The organism is Paenibacillus sp. JT22N12 (assembly GCF_056269365.1).
The window spans coordinates 428,482-444,858 of record NZ_JBWDNU010000005.1; the positions used below are offsets into that span (position 1 = coordinate 428,482).

Annotated in this window: 17 protein-coding genes; 9 read left to right on the top strand and 8 right to left on the bottom strand. The window is 52.4% G+C overall.

The window, feature by feature from the left end; all coding sequences use genetic code 11:
* Positions 1–7 precede the first annotated feature (7 nt).
* The 5 genes from AC0YOA_RS21130 to AC0YOA_RS21150 all read right to left on the bottom strand — a co-directional run bounded on the left by AC0YOA_RS21130 (position 8) and on the right by AC0YOA_RS21150 (position 5,665).
* Positions 8–1,162: a response regulator gene (locus AC0YOA_RS21130; RefSeq protein WP_475788277.1), complete on the bottom strand. Its 1,155-nt coding sequence runs from the start codon at positions 1,160–1,162 to the stop codon at positions 8–10.
* Positions 1,159–2,970: a sensor histidine kinase gene (locus tag AC0YOA_RS21135; RefSeq protein WP_475788278.1), complete on the bottom strand. Its 1,812-nt coding sequence runs from the start codon at positions 2,968–2,970 to the stop codon at positions 1,159–1,161. Before AC0YOA_RS21135 ends, AC0YOA_RS21130 begins: the two co-directional genes overlap by 4 nt.
* Positions 2,971–3,197: 227 nt before the next feature.
* Positions 3,198–4,214: an LLM class flavin-dependent oxidoreductase gene (locus tag AC0YOA_RS21140; RefSeq protein WP_475788279.1), complete on the bottom strand. Its 1,017-nt coding sequence runs from the start codon at positions 4,212–4,214 to the stop codon at positions 3,198–3,200.
* Positions 4,215–4,309: 95 nt separating this feature from the next.
* Positions 4,310–5,233 carry a S66 peptidase family protein gene (locus AC0YOA_RS21145; protein ID WP_475770206.1) on the bottom strand — a complete coding sequence of 308 codons (924 nt, stop codon included), beginning with the start codon at positions 5,231–5,233 and terminating at the stop codon, positions 4,310–4,312.
* Between the two features lie 144 nt (positions 5,234–5,377).
* A complete protein-coding gene (locus AC0YOA_RS21150; RefSeq protein ID WP_210038717.1) occupies positions 5,378–5,665 on the bottom strand; it encodes a DUF6509 family protein in 288 nt (95 codons plus the stop codon).
* Positions 5,666–5,864: 199 nt separating this feature from the next.
* Here AC0YOA_RS21150 and AC0YOA_RS21155 point away from each other — a divergent pair, with 199 nt between their 5' ends.
* Positions 5,865–6,398 (top strand): GrpB family protein, encoded by a 534-nt coding sequence (locus AC0YOA_RS21155; RefSeq protein ID WP_475788280.1) that lies wholly within the window; start codon positions 5,865–5,867, stop codon positions 6,396–6,398.
* 123 nt (positions 6,399–6,521) lie between these two features.
* Here AC0YOA_RS21155 and AC0YOA_RS21160 read toward each other — a convergent pair whose 3' ends face one another.
* Positions 6,522–7,355 carry a sugar phosphate isomerase/epimerase family protein gene (locus AC0YOA_RS21160; protein ID WP_475770208.1) on the bottom strand — a complete coding sequence of 278 codons (834 nt, stop codon included), beginning with the start codon at positions 7,353–7,355 and terminating at the stop codon, positions 6,522–6,524.
* Between the two features lie 211 nt (positions 7,356–7,566).
* Here AC0YOA_RS21160 and AC0YOA_RS21165 point away from each other — a divergent pair, with 211 nt between their 5' ends.
* The 5 genes from AC0YOA_RS21165 (at position 7,567) to AC0YOA_RS21185 (ending at position 10,705) form a co-directional block, all read left to right on the top strand.
* Complete coding sequence (locus AC0YOA_RS21165; protein ID WP_210038714.1) at positions 7,567–8,607, top strand: LacI family DNA-binding transcriptional regulator; 1,041 nt, start codon at positions 7,567–7,569, stop codon at positions 8,605–8,607.
* A gap of 80 nt (positions 8,608–8,687) precedes the next feature.
* On the top strand, positions 8,688–9,386 hold the full coding sequence (locus tag AC0YOA_RS21170) for an SDR family oxidoreductase (RefSeq protein WP_475788281.1): 699 nt from the start codon (positions 8,688–8,690) through the stop codon (positions 9,384–9,386).
* Positions 9,387–9,692: 306 nt separating this feature from the next.
* On the top strand, positions 9,693–10,028 hold the full coding sequence (locus AC0YOA_RS21175) for an ArsR/SmtB family transcription factor (RefSeq protein ID WP_475788282.1): 336 nt from the start codon (positions 9,693–9,695) through the stop codon (positions 10,026–10,028).
* 96 nt (positions 10,029–10,124) lie between these two features.
* The gene (locus AC0YOA_RS21180) at positions 10,125–10,247 is read left to right on the top strand and encodes a hypothetical protein (protein ID WP_475788283.1); all 123 of its coding nucleotides are present in this window, start codon (positions 10,125–10,127) and stop codon (positions 10,245–10,247) included.
* Positions 10,248–10,282: 35 nt separating this feature from the next.
* Positions 10,283–10,705 (top strand): DoxX family protein, encoded by a 423-nt coding sequence (locus tag AC0YOA_RS21185; protein WP_475788284.1) that lies wholly within the window; start codon positions 10,283–10,285, stop codon positions 10,703–10,705.
* Positions 10,706–10,851: 146 nt separating this feature from the next.
* On the opposite strand, the gene AC0YOA_RS21190 is transcribed toward AC0YOA_RS21185, so the two are convergent.
* Both AC0YOA_RS21190 and AC0YOA_RS21195 read right to left on the bottom strand, forming a co-directional pair.
* A complete protein-coding gene (locus tag AC0YOA_RS21190; RefSeq protein ID WP_475788285.1) occupies positions 10,852–11,748 on the bottom strand; it encodes an aldo/keto reductase in 897 nt (298 codons plus the stop codon).
* A 344-nt stretch (positions 11,749–12,092) separates the two neighbouring features.
* On the bottom strand, positions 12,093–12,878 hold the full coding sequence (locus AC0YOA_RS21195; RefSeq protein ID WP_475788286.1) for an arylamine N-acetyltransferase family protein: 786 nt from the start codon (positions 12,876–12,878) through the stop codon (positions 12,093–12,095).
* 253 nt (positions 12,879–13,131) lie between these two features.
* Here AC0YOA_RS21195 and AC0YOA_RS21200 point away from each other — a divergent pair, with 253 nt between their 5' ends.
* The 3 genes from AC0YOA_RS21200 (at position 13,132) to AC0YOA_RS21210 (ending at position 16,328) form a co-directional block, all read left to right on the top strand.
* Entirely contained in the window at positions 13,132–14,385 is a 1,254-nt protein-coding gene (locus AC0YOA_RS21200) for an ABC transporter substrate-binding protein (protein WP_475788287.1), read from the top strand.
* A 126-nt stretch (positions 14,386–14,511) separates the two neighbouring features.
* Positions 14,512–15,471 (top strand): carbohydrate ABC transporter permease, encoded by a 960-nt coding sequence (locus AC0YOA_RS21205; RefSeq protein WP_475770215.1) that lies wholly within the window; start codon positions 14,512–14,514, stop codon positions 15,469–15,471.
* A 29-nt stretch (positions 15,472–15,500) separates the two neighbouring features.
* Positions 15,501–16,328: a carbohydrate ABC transporter permease gene (locus tag AC0YOA_RS21210; protein WP_475788288.1), complete on the top strand. Its 828-nt coding sequence runs from the start codon at positions 15,501–15,503 to the stop codon at positions 16,326–16,328.
* Positions 16,329–16,377 lie beyond the last annotated feature (49 nt).

Consider the following 16,377-nt stretch of genomic DNA (forward strand, 5'->3'; position numbering starts at 1 on the left):
CATTTCTTTATTTTTTGTTGTCGGAAGACTCGCTTACAAGCGAGTCATACAGCATAAGCAGTTCCTTGGACGGGCGAATGCCAAGCTCCCTGTTGAGCAGCTTTACGTAATCGGTATACTGGGCGGTCAAGCCTTTTTTGTTTCCTTCCTGCCCGTGTATCTTCATAAGCAGGCTCACGACCGACTCGTCCAGCGGATTGCGGGCATGCAGCTTAAGCAGCAGCTTCGAAGCGGCAGTCCTGTTCCGCAGGGATATTAACAGCTCGGAGAGCCTCTTTACGAAGGAGGCATACAGCTCGGCAAGGCGCTCCGTCTCGTATATCGCCCATACATAGGCTTTATTGCCGAACAAGTCTCCTGTGTACAGCCTTTCGAACTGCAGCACGCTTTCCACGTCGCTAGCCTCAATGTCCCCAGGCTTTCCCACCCGCAGTTCAAACACCTCGTAGTCGATAACGGCATTGGTTAATTCCAACGCGTAACCATCATTCTCGGAACGAACAACCTCCCGCAAACCAAGCGGCTCCAATGACTTGCGCAGCTGATAGACAGCCGTATTCAAATATTTCTCCGCACTTTCCCTGGTCATGCCCCCGAAAATATCCCCAACCAGCCGGGTACGGGCAATCCGTTTGCCCCGATGCAGCAGCAAGTATGCGAACAACTCGGCGCTTTTGCTGGAAATCCATTTCACGCGGCCCAATTCGTTCTGTATGGAGAAGTCGCCCAGCGCCGTAATGATAATTTCACCTGTTCCCTTGTCAGCCGAATCCTTCAGCGGCGGCATACGGAAGGATTCTCTGCCCGCCAGCGCGCGGTTAACCGTCCGTTCCAGCCGCTCCTGGGACACGGGCTTAACCAGATAATCCACCACCGACAGCTCATAGGCCTTTACGGCAAATTCCTTACTCGACGTGACAAATACGATCTGCACCCCGCCGCCCGCCTCCTCCATCCTGGAGGCAAACCCCATCCCGCTTTCGCCCGGCATGGAAATGTCCACGAAAGCCAGCCCGATGTCGTTGTTGGCGCTCAGAAATGCGGCTGCGGACTGTGTATCCTTGAAAGCCCCCGCTACCTGGACTCCGGGAAACTTGACCAGCATTTTCCGCATAATCAGATGCATTACAGGATCATCATCAATCAATATTACTTTCATCATGCGCCCAACCCCGTTTCATCGTTCTTAACCGTTCCCGTGCCGCCGGCGGAGCCAGGCAATGTGAATATAAAGGTCGTTCCTCCTCCGGGTATGCTGTCAAACTGGAGGCTGCCTCCATGAATGCGGAGAAATTCGCGGGTCAGCACCAGACCGAATCTCATCTCTCCTCCTTCACTCACGAAGCCCGAACCCTTGAAGAACAGCTCTTCCTGCCGCAGCAGCCTTGACGTCTCCTCATCGATGCCCGACCCGTTGTCCCTCACGTAAACCTTAACCAGACCCTCTTCCAAAGAGGCTCCGATTTCGATCCTTCCGCCAAGTCCGGTAAACTTGATCGCATTCGACAGTAAATTTCGGAGAATAAGGTCGAGCATCTCTTTGTCGGCATTCACCGTCAATAACTCGTCCACAAGCTCCGTCAATTGAATTTGCTTCATGGCGGCCCGAGTCCCGGCAAGCGCCACGCTCTGCCGCACAACCTGCTTCAGATTCCACACCACCGGATGAAAAACGACTCTCCCGTTTTGGCTGCGGTACCAGTCAAGCAAATTATCAACGAGATGGAAGGTGCTGCTTACCTGCCTTCTGATTTCCTGGAACACTTCGGCATGCGCAATATCGGGATCCGTCGGTTCCTCGCCCAAGAGTTCGGTCAGGCTGACAAGAAGCGCGATCGGATCGCGGATATCATGGGCCACGACGGTGAACAGCTTGTCTTTGAACGTGTTCAGCTGGGACAGCTGGCGGGCATTTTCCCGCAGGCGCTCCTCATTCTCCATCCACTCCGTAATATCGTTGAACATCAGCATTTTGCCAATCGGGGTCTTCCCGGTATCGTAAATAAAAGACATGCTGCAAATATAATGCCTGTGCCGATTATCCCGCAGACGCCGAAACGGGAAGCGTTCATCCCCGTTGTCCGCAGCGGAAATCCACACCAGCAGCTCCGGGGAAGCCGACAAAATGTCCTTGCCGTTCGCAGGGTAGCCTTTTGCACGGCCGAGCTCTGGAAACACCTCTTCGGCGGCGAGATTGTAATTCACGATTTCATCCTCATAATCCATCAAGATAACGCCGTCCCGGATAGTATCGAATACTTTGGCAAACGCCAGCGGCGTCAAGCGCAGCAAGTTGAACCGGTAAATGCCCCAAACGTAAACGACCCCCGAGACGGCAAATCCGAACGGCGTAAAGTCAATTGTTTCTCCCTTGCTGTATACATAGGCAAGATTAGAGAGCAAGGGGGCGGCCGCACCCAGAATAAGAACCATAATCTGTTTCCGCACAATAGGCAAAGACCGCAGATACATCGGGATAAACAGCAGCAATCCGCACACCATGATGCCATAATTGTAAAATCCGTGCACCCGATACCAGGGTCCCATAGTCATGGTGTACATGGGAACGGCTTCATCCGCCCTCAGTATGTATCCTTTATAAAAGAAATGATGCCAGTCATCGGTCAAATGGATGAGGAATGTCGCTGAAGGGATGATAAAAAGCAATAATACGTATCGTCTCCGGAGCCGGGTTGCCGCGCCGGTAAATTGAATGACCAGCAGGAGCCAAAATGTCGCGACAAACGGTATGCCCAAATATTCGAGCTGGAGGGAAAGCTTCACGTCGCGCAGGTTTGTGCTCAAAATCTCGAACGCGTAGCCAAATGAGTAACACGATGCTCCCAGCATAAGGTAAATCATCGTTCGCGCAACCTGCAGATGGCGTTTCCGGTAGGACAAAAACGACACGAACAGCATCAGCGCCGTTGCAAAAAAAAGCAATATCGACATCCATTGTCTTGTATCCACAAAGCCGCTCCTTACATCACTTACATGGGTAACCAACCCTGCAGACGATTTATCCAGCCTATACTGCAAGGTTTCATCCGAAACCCGGACTCTTCCCTGTTCAAATTCGACAGAGAGTGCTAAAAATCCTTGTTTTATGCGGTTTTCGGTCATTCATTTTATGAGCTTGTTTAAGCTTCAAAAAAAAGACAGCTGCATCACAGCTGCCCTCCGTTTCTCACAATCATCTACTCCGCAGCCGGCAGCCCAAACGCCTCCGCCAGCAGCTTGAACGACATCCGCTTGGCTTCATAATCATGGACGATGGTCGCGACCATAATTTCCTCGGTATCATATTCCCGGCCCAGGCGCAGCAGCTGCTCCTTCACCGTCTCCGGGGAGCCGACGACCACCCGCTTGCGGTTCTCACGCACCCGCATTCTCTCCACCTCGGAATACGGATAAGCCAGCGCTTTCTCCGGGGGCGCAATCCCGGCGCTGAACCGGCCCTGTTCAAGCAGCAGAAATTGATAATCGAAGCTCGACGCCAATCTCTGCGCTTCTTCGTCGGTTTTTGCGCAAACGACGAATATCGCCACCATCGCCGAAGGCTTGCCCCCTGGGAGGGCAGGCGTGAATGTTTCCTTATAATCCCTTACATAGGAGGCCCCGCCGCTCCCGTTAATAAACTGGGCGAAGGCGAAGGAGACGCCGCGCTCCGCGGCAAGCATGGCGCTGTCCCCGCTCGAGCCAAGCAGCCACACTTCAGGCGCCGAGCTTATCGCAGGGGATGCCGTCAACCCGGGAAACCGGTGATTCCCATGGTTGGCGACATTCAGATAATGCAGCAAATCTTCAATCTGCTGCGGATAACGGTCAATCGTGCCTGCATTGCCTTCCTGCAGCGCTCTTGTGGCAATGGGCATGCCGCCTGGCGCGCGTCCCAGCCCCATATCGATGCGTCCCGGGTACAATGCTTCAAGAAGACGGAAATTCTCCGCCACTTTATACGCGCTGTAATGAGGCAGCATCACGCCGCCCGAGCCTACGCGAATCGTCGAGGTATTCGCTGCGATATGCGAGATGAATACTTCCGGGCTCGAATGCGCCAGACTTTCCGTATTATGATGCTCCGATACCCAGAATCGATGATAGCCCAGCCGTTCTGCCAGCTCTGCCAGCCTTACCGTCTGCTTCAAAGCCTCCGCCGCGGTGCTTCCCTCCGGTACCGGCGATTGATCCAATACGCTTAACCGCATTCTCATCACACCTTTTGGCTTATTTCGTAATCATGACAACCCGTACACTCATGATAACGAAAGGCGCAGCCAATCGCAAACACCAGGCCCCAATTGAAGCATCAATACCGGACAGCCGGCTCCAGCAGCGTGACAGTCTGTGTATGGCTGTTAAGGTTCGCCACGACTCCAATCGGGACAGCGGCCTTGTAGCGTCCATGGCCGGAGGCCAGATTCGTAATAAGCGGTTTGCCCAGCGGCACCATCACCTCGTTGATCAAGTCCTCATAGGAAACACCGTAGGCATCTGCGCATTCGTTGCATTCACCCATGAGGATAGCGGAGGCGTCGCTGAACTTTCCGGCAAGCTTCAGCTGCTCCACATAACGGTACACCCTGTTGATCGGCTCATGCGTCTCTTCAATAAAGAAAATCTTCCCCGCCGTATCAATCTCGTACGGCGTACCGAGCGAACCGATGAGAGACGTGATGTTCCCTCCTACGATCGGTCCCGTGGCACTGCCCGGCACCTTGCCCGTCAGCGGCATACCGGGCGGATTGACCAGAGGACGGGGAGCCGCAGTAGATGAGGTCGCAGTAAAAAACTGCTCGAAATTATAGGGCGGCGTATTCGCCCTGAAGTCAAGCAGCAGCAGGCTGTGGAGGGTTACGATATCCGCATACTGATATAACACGTTCAGCAGAATGGTAATGTCGCTGTACCCGCTGATAAGCTTCGGATTTGCTTTGATCACCGAATAATCCAGATACGGCAGAATTCCCTCCACGCCAACTCCGCCTCTGACAGGAAGAATCATCTTCACCCTGGGATTGGTGAACATGCTCATCAAATCCTCCGCGCGCTGCTGATCCGAGCCTGCCAGAAAGCCGTTCTCCGCATATACATACCGTCCCAGAAGTACTTGAAGCCCCATGCTCTGCAAATAGGCGATGCAGGCATTTATTCTCTCCGCAGCCAGCGGGCTTCCAAGCGTTACAATGCCGATCGTATCCCCCCGCTGAAGAGCTAACGGTTTAATGGCCATTCTCCCAAACCTCCATCCAAAACTTCCTCTGCTATTAGATTATGAATGGTGGCGGAACAGGTATGCGGTTATTGGGCAAAAAAAAGAAGGGCGTACAGGGCCCTTGCATCCCTATACCCTCTTCCTTCGCATTGCCAAGGCCGGTCAGGCCGGCAAATGCTCTTTGCAGAAAGCGGCGATCGCTTCCTCTTCATCCTCTTCCATCTCGAAATCGAGTATCAGATCGGATGTTCTCTCATGCAGTTCATATTTGAGAATACCCTCGCGGTTCTCGTCCACGATGTAAATGAGCTTTATATAGACGCCTTTATCGGAGTGCAGCTCGTCTTCCTCCGGCACATCCAGATCCAGCACAAACTCATAACGCTTTCCAGTCAATATCCCGAATGGATCCTTCACCAAATCCGCACTATATTCCGTAACCTTAAACATCTGATCATCCTCTCTGGCACATCTGGATCTTATTATACCTTACACTGGACGGAAAAAGATGCAGTTTTCACGTTATGCCCAAAAAATGCCGTGTTCATACAAGCCCAACGATAAACATTGTGGTATTATACTCCATGCGGATTTGTCCAGGCAGCAAGCATGGGTTCCGCAATATTCAGGATGCTCAGGGGGATGAATAATGGCGGAGGAAGTTATCATTGCCGACTATCGATCAGAGTGGGCGGAGCAGTTTGAATACGAGAAGGCAAGGCTGCAATCGGCGCTGCACGGTAAGACGATTGTTATTGAGCATATAGGAAGCACCTCCGTTCAGGGGCTGCCGGCAAAGCCGATTCTGGATATTGCGGCAGGAGTAAGCAATTTGGCGGAAGCGGATGATTTTATCGGCCCGTTATGCGCAATAGGCTACGAATATGTTCCCAAAGCGGACTTTCCAAACCGGAGATTCTTTAGAAAGGGAGAATGGCGGAAGGGCACGCATCATCTGCATGTTTATGAACTGCAGAGCGAGGAATGGAGCAATAATATACGGTTTCGCAATTACCTGAGAAGCAATCCGGAGAAAGTTCAGGAATATGCCCGGCTTAAGAAACAGCTCGCATCCCTGTATGCTGAGGATAGAGCTACATATACGTTGTTAAAAGCACCCTTCATTAACTCGGTTATCAGATTGGCAAAAAACGAAGGCCATGATTTGTCCCCGAAACTGTAGCGGAAACCGCTGAATTCCTGCGGTTGCAGCACAAATATCTCAGCATGAATAGGGCTTGCCGGCGGCAGGCCCTCTTGTTCGCTCCGTGATAATATTCCGGTTATCATTTCTCTGACGTATTCCTCACAACGGGATATGCAGCTCCGAGGCGGTCTTGCGTATGTAATCCGCAGCCTGCTGATATTCCTCATTGGTAGACAGATGCTCGATGATCAAGGTGGTATCTGGGTGCAGCTTGTTCAATTCACTCAGGAATATCCGGTAATCGAGCATCCCGCGGCCCGGTATGACCTCATCCAGATGAACGGTCAGCTTGCCGTGCAGCAGAATGTCCTTGGCGTGGCAATTACGGATATAAGGCCCAAGCCTGGCAAAAAAGTCACGGATCATCTCGCCATTCCGGTAGTAGGTCCGGGGACTGCTGACAATGTTGACGGGATCAAAGTGGACGCCAAAGCCTTTGCGGTCAATCGCCTTGATCAGAGCAAGATAAGTGTCGGCAGAGTCGGGGAATACCCACGGCATCATTTCCAATGCGAATACGGTACGCTCCGGCTTGACCGCATCGATGATTTCGCGTGTCGTCTCCACAATGAGATCAAAGGTCTCGTCGCTGAAATTGTCCGGATCCGGCCCATCCCATTGTTCTCCGCGGGAACCGGCGATATTGACGCAGCATTGGGCGCCAATCCGCTCCGCGAGCTCCAGCCGCTTGATGCAGTAGGCGACGGCACTGCGCCTTGTTTCCTCGTTCCGGCTGATCGGATTGCTCCAGGCTCCAACCTCCGAGATCAGAATATCATGCTCCCGCGCCGCCTTCAGATAGTCTTCGAGCTCGCCGATATCGTCTTCCCCGTTAATCGGGCAGGTTGTTGCGCGAAACCCCGCTTGCCGCAATGCGGCTGACCAACTCTCCGGATTCTTGTCTTCTAGAAACACCTGGCCTCCAAGCCTCATTACAATCCCTTCCTTTCTTTCATACGATTGTCGCTAGCAGGAAATACTTGATGTTGCGGACAGTATATCATAGACACGCGTTTATACAAGTCCGGTTTTGCAGCACCGCCGAAAATGGACAGTTGAGGGGTTTAATAGATTGACAGCGATTTCAAATATTGTGTATGATTGACCCATAAACACGTGTTTACGAAAGAGGCTGAAGGACATTGTGAAAAAGGCGGATATAAACAGCGTTGAGATCGCCCGTTTGGCTGGCGTATCCAGAAGCACGGTCAGCAGAGTCATCAACAATTACGCCAACGTTCCGCCGAAGACGCGTGAGAAAGTCATGAAAGTGATCCAGCAGTATAATTATTTCCCCAATGCTTCCGCTCAGGTGCTTGCCGGCAAACGCGCGCGCACCATCGGGCTGTTCCTGATTGCGCCTGGGCATGTATCAAGCGACATGCTGGTGAACAGGATGATAGTAAGTGTCATTGAAGATGTCTCCGCTTACGGTTATTACGTGCTGACGCATATCATTCGTGACGCAAGCGACCAGGAAACGGTCAGAAATGTGAAGGAGATCTTCTTCCAGCGCCGGATTGACGGGGGGATCTTCATTGGCGCCGCCAATCGTGAGCCATTCATCGAAGAGCTTATTGCCGAAGGCTTCATCGTCGGCGTTGTGGATCAGCAGCATCCGGAAATTCCCCAATCCAACCGGATAGTCGCCAATTTCAACAATGATTCCGGCATGAAGCAGGCAGTCGCTTATTTGACAGGACTCGGGCATACCAGGATTGGCGTTATTAATGGCGATATGAACCGTCTATCAGGCCCTACAAAATACGAGGGCTTCCTGAAAGCCATGCAGCTATGCGGTTTGCAGGTCAATCAGGATTGGGTGCTGGATGGCAGCTTTCATGAAGAAAGCGGATATGAGGCGATCTATTCCTTTCTCCGCAAGAATGGGGAACGGCCGACAGCCATCATAGCGGCCAACGACAGCGTAGCTTTCGGAGCGATCCGGGCATTGAAGGAGCATGGACTGCAGGTGCCGGAGGATATATCCGTCATTGGCTTCGATGATCATGCGCTCAGCGAGAAGCATCATCCGCCGCTTACGACGATCAGGGTCGATTTCAGCGACATGCTGAAGCAGCTGACCTCCATCCTCATCGGCAAGATCGAGCAGCCAACCGACGATGTGAAACAAATCACACTCGAATGCAGCCTTGTGGTCCGGGATTCATGCCGGAGGGTGTGAATTTTTTCAATTCCATAAACACGCGTTCGTCTATCATTCAGACCTGTATGCTTACCAACCATTCGAAGGAGGATATAACAATGAATTTGCTTATAACAGGCGCCAATCGTGGATTGGGCTACGAGATTGCCGCCGAAGCGCTGGAGCGGGGACATGCCGTAATAGCAGGAGTGCGAAGCCCCGGTCAGGAAAATGACAAGCTGTCGGCACTTGCCGCCAAGTACGGAGAACGGCTTACCGTCGCCAAGCTGGATGTAACCGACGAAGCAGGCATCGCAGCGCTTGCTGCCCGGATGCAGCAGGAGGGCAGGACGCTTGGAGCGATCGTCAATAACGCGGCGATTCTGGTAGCCCGCAACACGCAAATTGAGAACCTGGATATGGACGATGTGGTGAATACATTTGAGATCAATCTTTACGGTCCGATGCGTGTAGTCAAGCATTTCCTGCCGCTCTTGACGGAGAAGGATGCTGCGATCATTAATATTTCCTCCGAAGCGGGCAGCATCACGAATGCCTATCCGGGTGATTATCCTTATGCGATTTCCAAAACCGCGCTGAATATGTTCTCGCAGCAGCTGCTTTCCTATGTGAAAGGCCGCGGCATTCAGGTGCTCAGCATCCACCCCGGCTGGATGCGGACGGATATGGGCGGAGCATCGGCCCCGAACGATCCGGGCAACAGCGCCCGCGGCATCATGGATCAGATCGAACGCAAAATCGTTCCGGAGAGCCGCTTCAATTTCGTTGATTTCTCCGGTAAAGAAATGCCTATTTAAAGGCACGGGCGCCCATTCATCGAATGGTTCTTCTGAGGCGGCGCACGCTTGTATGCCCATCTTTCGAGGAATGCAGAACTTCATGTGCATCTCTTCGAGGTGCACGATTGTCTGGAAATAACCCTGCCTGCCCGAAGCGGCATTCGCGCCATATCCCTAATAGTCATTCCATCCGCCGTCTCCTTTAAGGAGGCGGTTTTTTTTATGGAACGAAAACCAGCCATCAAAAACATGATGCAAAGACGCACCAAAATAAGTTTATAATATTCCTTGACAGGAATATTCCTATTGGGGTATATTCAATTCATGAATTCAAGCTTTATTGCCTTGGCCGAACCGAACCGGCTGCATATTGTCGAGCTCCTGCGCAGCGGCCCTCTTTCGGTAGGGGACATTGCCAGCCGGCTCGGCCTGAGCCAGCCGCAAGCCTCCAAGCATCTCCGCGTCCTCTGTGATGCCGGGATTGTCGAGGTGCATGCAGCAGCCAACCGGCGGTTCTACAAGCTGCGGCCCGAACCGTTCATGGAGTTTGAAATATGGCTGGAGTCTTACCGTCACGTCCTGGACGAGAGACTTGCCCGTGCGGACGATTACTTGAAGGACCTGCAAAGAAAGGATGTGATACATGGCGATATGCAGTAGCCCTGCTGGATTACACAACGAAATTGGAGGAATGGAATTATGTCAGCAAACCATTCAGCAAGCATACTCAAGCGTCAATAGAAGGCCGGGAGCTTATTGTCAATCGTATCTTTCATGCACCTCGAAGAGCTGGATACTGTGGTAAAAGAATACGGAGCTGTTGAAGGGGCCAAACAAACGCTGGATCGCTTCGAGGAGCAATTGGCAAAACTTGTGTAATTGTGAACTTAAAACCAGAAAGGAATGAATTTAATATGAAAAGAAATACATTGATCTATTGGATTTTTACAGGCCCTTTGGCAGCCTTAATGCTTGTTGGATCCATTCCTGACATCATGTCCGTCCCCGATGCCGTTGAATTATTCGATCATCTGGGCTATCCCCACTACCTGCTGCCCTTTCTCGGAATCGCCAAGCTGCTGGGTGTCGCAGCCATCCTGATTCCCGGATTTCCGCGAATCAAGGAATGGGCTTATGCCGGTTTGGTTTTTGATCTGGGAGGGGCCATGTATTCCAGCATTTCCGTGGGCGACCCTGCAGGCAGCTGGTTGCCCGTCATTATCGGAATCCTGTTCATAGCCGGTTCTTATGTGTTCTATCATAAAAGATCAAAAGCAGCAGCTTCGATTCGTTCCCATTCCGCTTATTCTTCTGAAAATGCCCCAATCCAGATCTGAAGAAAATAGAAACCAAACAGCCAGTGCGCGCCGTTATTCAAGTTGGCGCGTACTGGCTGTTTACGGATGATGAACACAGTCCGGCATTCTTTCTTAATCCGGGTTAACCCTGGCTTACCAATCCGCTCCGGCAGCCATCTTCCGATTTAACCTTGGCCTACCCAATCCGCTCCGGCAATTTCCTTCCAGCGCGTACGAATGGCCTCGTACTGCTGCCGGGGGAGAGGCCCCTTCTCAAGCAGCTTGGCATTCTCCAACCACCGCCCGGGGTTGGCCGTGCCGACAATTGCGGCATGAACGCCGGGAATGGACAGCGTGAAGCGCAGGGCCGTTCCCACCGATTCACTCAGGCCGCCGTCCAGGAAATCGTAGTTCAATTCCTGCAGCCGCCTCCAATATTCGCGCGGATATTCATCTTCCGGCAGCTTGCCTGTTTTCCAGGCCGCATTCGCAATCGGACGTTTGACGACAACGCCCATGCCCCGCTTGACCGCTTCCGGCAAGGTCAGCTCGATCGCTTCCTGATCCGCGATGCTGATGGATGTTTCCAGTGAGTCAAACGCCCCGCTTTGCACCGCGTACAGCGCGGCCGAAGAGTCCCCGCTGTACCCGATAAAACGGGTTTTACCCTTTTCCTTGGCCCGCTTCAGCACATCGATCACATCGCCTTGCCGCAGAATATCTTCCGAGCAGCTGTGGAGATGAATGGCGTCGACATAGTCCGTCTGCAGCCTGCTCAGGCTGCGGTCAATACTTTGCTCCAGCAGGGCGGGGTCCCAATCGGGCAAATCAATACCGGACGAATGCCCGCATTTGGTAAACAGATAATAATCGTCACGGCGATGCCCCACCGTCTTGCCGATCAATTCCTCGCTGATCGCATAGCATTCCGCGGTATCGATCAGATTCAGGCCCGCATCCAGCGCGCTTCCAAGCAGCTTGTCCGCCTGTTCCCCGGTAATGCCCTGAAAGCCGATCTCCGCTCCCCCCAAGCCCAGGATGCTTACATTCATTCCGGTACGTCCATACTGTCGTTTCTCCATGTCGTCCATGCCTCGCTTTCCCAATTTCCCAGAATTCACAAGAATCATTACCCTTGGTTTGACTTGTTTCAGCATCAATTCATAACCTGGATTACCCGTCCTGAAGCCCAATGTAACAGAAGTAACGGCTCCGCCCTTCTTGCGGCAGAGTAAATTTCTTCCCTCAGACCTTATAAAAATGGGTAAATGTGAAACTCATACATTCTATAACGTGTAAGAAGACACGGCTTCGCCGTCCTTTGGCGGCATCGTTAGTTTCTTCCCTCAAACCTTATAGAAATTTATAGGCGTGAAAGCTTATAAATTCTATAAGGTCAAAAAGACTGCCTGAGCGGCCCTCCCTGCTAAGGGGCGGCAATTCCGAAATACATAAGCAGCGCCTCATTATAATCGTCTTCCGAAGCTGGCGTAAAAGCATGAACCCCATCCGCAGTAAAAATGCGGAATTCCTGCCCTGCGATCGTGTTTCGCCCCTCGCGGGTGCGCATCGCCACCATGGCGTTCCTCGTGAAAATAGAATCCGGGGCGTTCTCGCACCAGTAGGTTGCCATAATAAAATCCTTGGGCAGCTGCGGCTCGTCGGTAAATGAATACAGCCAGCTCCACCCGCCCCGCTTCCATTCGCAGAGCACCCAGCCATAGTAGGCATCCCGCTCCAGACGATAGCTTTCTTCTCCTTGCGGCTGCTCCAGCAGCTCCTGCAACTGGATGGGACGGCGCGGCACGATGCCCCCCACGCCGACATCGCACAGGTAGGAGATGCCTTCGGCCTCCACCTTCAGCACATGATGGCGCCGTTTGGGCGGGGCATCGGTCTCATCGCGCCAAAACCGCGCGAACAGGTCGGTAACGGGGTATCCCAGCTCCCGCAGCAGCCAGCCGAACAGCGCGTTGAGCTCGAAGCAGTATCCGCCCCGGCGGCGCACAACGATTTTGTCGAGTAGCGCCGGGATTTCCAGCGACAGCGGAATTCGCTTCAAAACATCAAGATTCTCATATGGGACCGCATGAAGATGCCGCTCCTGCAGTTCGGCCAGCGCCGCGGCGCTTCCGTCAAAATTGCCTTCATAGCCGATCCGCTTCAGGTAAGCGGTTACTTCAGGATGAAGAGGGGCTTGGTTGGTCGTCATCGCATGAACTCCTTCGCAAGTGGTTGCGGTTCGCCGCAATGGGCTGATCCGGTGTGTTTCCTGATATTACTATACCACATGAACAGGCAATTGGATCGCTTCCAATCCTTTTCGTATGTAATTAACTTCCATATAATAATTCGTTTCAATCGTGTTATCTTTGTTTATTACATAAGGAAGTATAGCTTTTTTCGTACTTTTTACTTTTAGGAGCATACAAAAGTATGTACAAACAAAAAAGGGGGCGGCGTTAGTGGCAAAAAAACGGATTGCCTTATTATTATTCATTATAGTCCTGACAGTGTGCGGGTGTTCCGCTGGAAATTCTTCAAGTGAAAAGACAACGCTTACACTATGGTACTGGAACCGCGGCCTGGATGATAAGCTCATTGCTTCCCTTGAGACACAATTCCCGACACTGCAGATCAACGCGCAAAAAATCGGCGGCGATTTCAAATCCAAGCTGAAAACAACGCTTGCCGCCGGATCAGGCGGACCTGATATCGTCGCTTTCAATGACTGGGTGACGGAAATGTTCCCGAATTCAGACCGTTTCTATAATTTGTATGATCTCGGCGCCAAAGAAATTGAGCCGGATTATCTGGATTGGAAATGGCAGCTCGGGGTTTCGCCTGAAGGGAAAATGATAGCGCTTCCTATCGATACGGGGCCTACAGCTTTATTTTACCGCGCCGATCTGTTCGAGAAGGCCGGACTGCCCAGCGACCCCAAGGAGGTCAGCGATGCGCTGGGAACCTGGGAGGAATATTTCGCGGCGGGAGAGAAGCTCCAGTCTGCGCTGGGAGATGACGTTAAGCTTACGGATAATATCGGCAGCATCTATACCCAGGTGAACGCCCAGAGCGATAAGATCTACTTCAACAAGGATGAGACCTTCATCGGGGAAGATTCCTCTTCTTCCATGAAGAAAGCCTGGGATCTTGCTGTGAAGGCATCCCAAATGGGACTCCTGGCCAATGCCAACGGCAGCACCTCCGAATGGAACGCCGCCATGAACAACGGTAAAATCGCTTCCTTTGTAGGCGCGGTCTGGAACAAGGAAGTTCTGATGCAAGCCGCACCCGACACGGCCGGCAAATGGCGGGTGGCGCGGGCGCCAGGCGGAGACGGCAACAATGGCGGCTCCTTCCTGTCCATCATGAGAACAAGCAAGCATCCGAAGGAAGCCTTCGAGGTCATCAAGTGGCTGCAGAATCCCGAGAATCAGGTGAAATCCTTCACCGATGTCAACCTGTTTCCGTCGGCTGTCAAAGCGCTTGATGCGAAGGAGCTGCTGCAAAAAGAAGATTTCTTCGGGGGACAGGCGACCGGTGAAATTTTTACCGAGTCGGCAAGGAACGTCAAGCCTGCTTACTTCGGTTCTAAATACGCGAATCTTAACGGGATTGTAAGCCGCCAGCTGCAGTCCGTTGCGCTTCAGGGGAAGAACCCCGAAGAAGCATGGAAGGCTGCATTGGCCCGGGTTAAAAAGGAGCTGCTGCGCTAAAAGGCACCAAACCAGCCGCTTCCGTCCATCTATGGCATTTCAGCGTTGAGGCCATGCCGCCCGCAAAGGTTGAAAGCAGCCAAAATGAAAGGGCAGTACGCCATCTACTATAAGGAGGTTAAGCTTATGGCCGAACCAACCAGACTGCAAACATCAACGAAGCCTGCCCTGCATGCAAGGGTGCGGGAACCCAAACGCGGACTCGCCTCGGAAATATGGAAGCACCGCAAAGAATATTTAGCCATTTCGCCATTTTACCTGTTGTTTGCCATATTCGGGCTGTTCCCGATTGCCTTCTCCATGTATCTGTCGTTTCAACGATGGGACGGAATCGGGGAGATGACCTTCAACGGTCTGAACAATTACCGGTTCATGCTGTCGGACCCGGAATTCTGGAAAGCCGTGGGCAATACCCTGCTCATCTGGGTGTATTCCACTATACCGATGCTGTTCTCGGCGCTTGTCGTAGCTTTCCTGCTGAATGCGTCATTCGTAAAATTCCGCACCTTCTTCCGGATCGGTTATTTTCTGCCGAACGTAACGTCGCTGGTCGCGGTAGCGATTATTTTCAGCACCCTGTTCTCCAACAATTATGGCCTGTTGAACTACATTCTCTCCCTGTTCGGCCTTCATTCCGTGGAATGGCTGAACGAAACCTGGGGGATACAGCTCGCGGTCTCCCTGATGGTAGTCTGGCGCTGGGTCGGCTATAATGCGGTCATTTATCTGGCCGGACTGCAAAGCATTCCGACGGTGCTGTATGAGGCAGCCAAAATTGACGGCGCCTCAGGCGTCCAGTCCTTCTTCCGGATTACGGTTCCCATTCTGCGGCCGATTATTCTGTTCACAGTCATTACCTCGACCATCGGCGGCATGCAGATCTTTACAGAGTCCCAGGTGCTCGTCGGCAATGACGGCGGCGTGAGCGGCGGCGGGCTTACCATCGTGCTGTATTTGTACCGCGAGGCTTTCATCAACAACTACTTCGGCTATGGAGCCGCAGTGGGCTGGGGAATGTTCGTGCTGATCGCGTTGTTCTCGATCGTGAACTGGAAGCTGGTTCAGGGCAAGTCGGCCAATAATTGACGATTATATGATAAATGGGGTGATGGCATATGCCAACAGCAAAATGGAAATCGACTCTGCTGCATCTGGGACTGATTGCAGGATTAATCGTTTCAATCTTTCCTTTCTACTGGCTACTGGTGATGTCCACACGCACGACAGCGGAAATATACAGCTATCCTCCGAAATTATGGTTCGGCGGCGAGCTGTTTGACAATATATCGCGGGTTATGGCCAATATTGATTTTTTTGGCGCTTTTCTGAATACACTGTTCGTCGCTTCTGTCTGTACGGTGCTGGTATTGTTCTTCGATTCACTGGCCGGCATTACGTTTGCCAAATATCATTTTCCGGGCAAAAAGTGGCTGTTTATCCTGCTGCTGGCCACCATGATGGCGCCTGCCCAGCTGTCGCTCGTTCCATCCTTCGTCATTATGGCCAAGTTCGGATGGGTGGGGTCCTTCAAGGCGCTTATTATTCCCGGCATGGTGAATGCCTTCGGGATTTTCTGGATCAGGCAGTATGCCGAGGAATCCATTCCGTCGGAGCTGCTGGATGCCGGACGGATTGACGGCTGCGGATTCTTCCGCCTGTATTGGAATCTGTCCCTGCCGATTCTGCATCCCGCATTATCCTTTCTCGGCGCTTTCACATTCATCGGCGTATGGAACGACTATCTCTGGCCGCTCATTATCATCACCGACGAGAGCAAATTCACGCTTCAGATTGCCCTCTCGTCCTTGAACGGGATCTATATGACCGATTACTCCATGGTCATCGCAGGTACGCTGCTTGCGGTGCTGCCGCTGATTCTGCTGTTTCTGTTTATCAGCAAGCAGTTTATATCCGATATCGCCGCTGGCGCCATCAAAAGCTGACCCGGACCTGCCGGGCTTTATCTACAGCCTTGAACGATAACGAAAAAGC

What these genes read in the sequence shown, in the direction of transcription:
- AC0YOA_RS21130 (WP_475788277.1), bottom strand. Translation starts at nt 1,162, where the DNA reads ATGATGAAAGTAATATTGATTGATGATGATCCTGTAATGCATCTGATT.
- AC0YOA_RS21140 (WP_475788279.1), bottom strand. Translation starts at nt 4,214, where the DNA reads ATGAGAATGCGGTTAAGCGTATTGGATCAATCGCCGGTACCGGAGGGA.
- AC0YOA_RS21145 (WP_475770206.1), bottom strand. Translation starts at nt 5,233, where the DNA reads ATGGCCATTAAACCGTTAGCTCTTCAGCGGGGGGATACGATCGGCATT.
- AC0YOA_RS21150 (WP_210038717.1), bottom strand. Translation starts at nt 5,665, where the DNA reads ATGTTTAAGGTTACGGAATATAGTGCGGATTTGGTGAAGGATCCATTC.
- AC0YOA_RS21155 (WP_475788280.1), top strand. Translation starts at nt 5,865, where the DNA reads ATGGCGGAGGAAGTTATCATTGCCGACTATCGATCAGAGTGGGCGGAG.
- AC0YOA_RS21160 (WP_475770208.1), bottom strand. Translation starts at nt 7,355, where the DNA reads ATGAGGCTTGGAGGCCAGGTGTTTCTAGAAGACAAGAATCCGGAGAGT.
- AC0YOA_RS21170 (WP_475788281.1), top strand. Translation starts at nt 8,688, where the DNA reads ATGAATTTGCTTATAACAGGCGCCAATCGTGGATTGGGCTACGAGATT.
- AC0YOA_RS21175 (WP_475788282.1), top strand. Translation starts at nt 9,693, where the DNA reads ATGAATTCAAGCTTTATTGCCTTGGCCGAACCGAACCGGCTGCATATT.
- AC0YOA_RS21185 (WP_475788284.1), top strand. Translation starts at nt 10,283, where the DNA reads ATGAAAAGAAATACATTGATCTATTGGATTTTTACAGGCCCTTTGGCA.
- AC0YOA_RS21190 (WP_475788285.1), bottom strand. Translation starts at nt 11,748, where the DNA reads ATGGAGAAACGACAGTATGGACGTACCGGAATGAATGTAAGCATCCTG.
- AC0YOA_RS21195 (WP_475788286.1), bottom strand. Translation starts at nt 12,878, where the DNA reads ATGACGACCAACCAAGCCCCTCTTCATCCTGAAGTAACCGCTTACCTG.
- AC0YOA_RS21205 (WP_475770215.1), top strand. Translation starts at nt 14,512, where the DNA reads ATGGCCGAACCAACCAGACTGCAAACATCAACGAAGCCTGCCCTGCAT.
- AC0YOA_RS21210 (WP_475788288.1), top strand. Translation starts at nt 15,501, where the DNA reads ATGCCAACAGCAAAATGGAAATCGACTCTGCTGCATCTGGGACTGATT.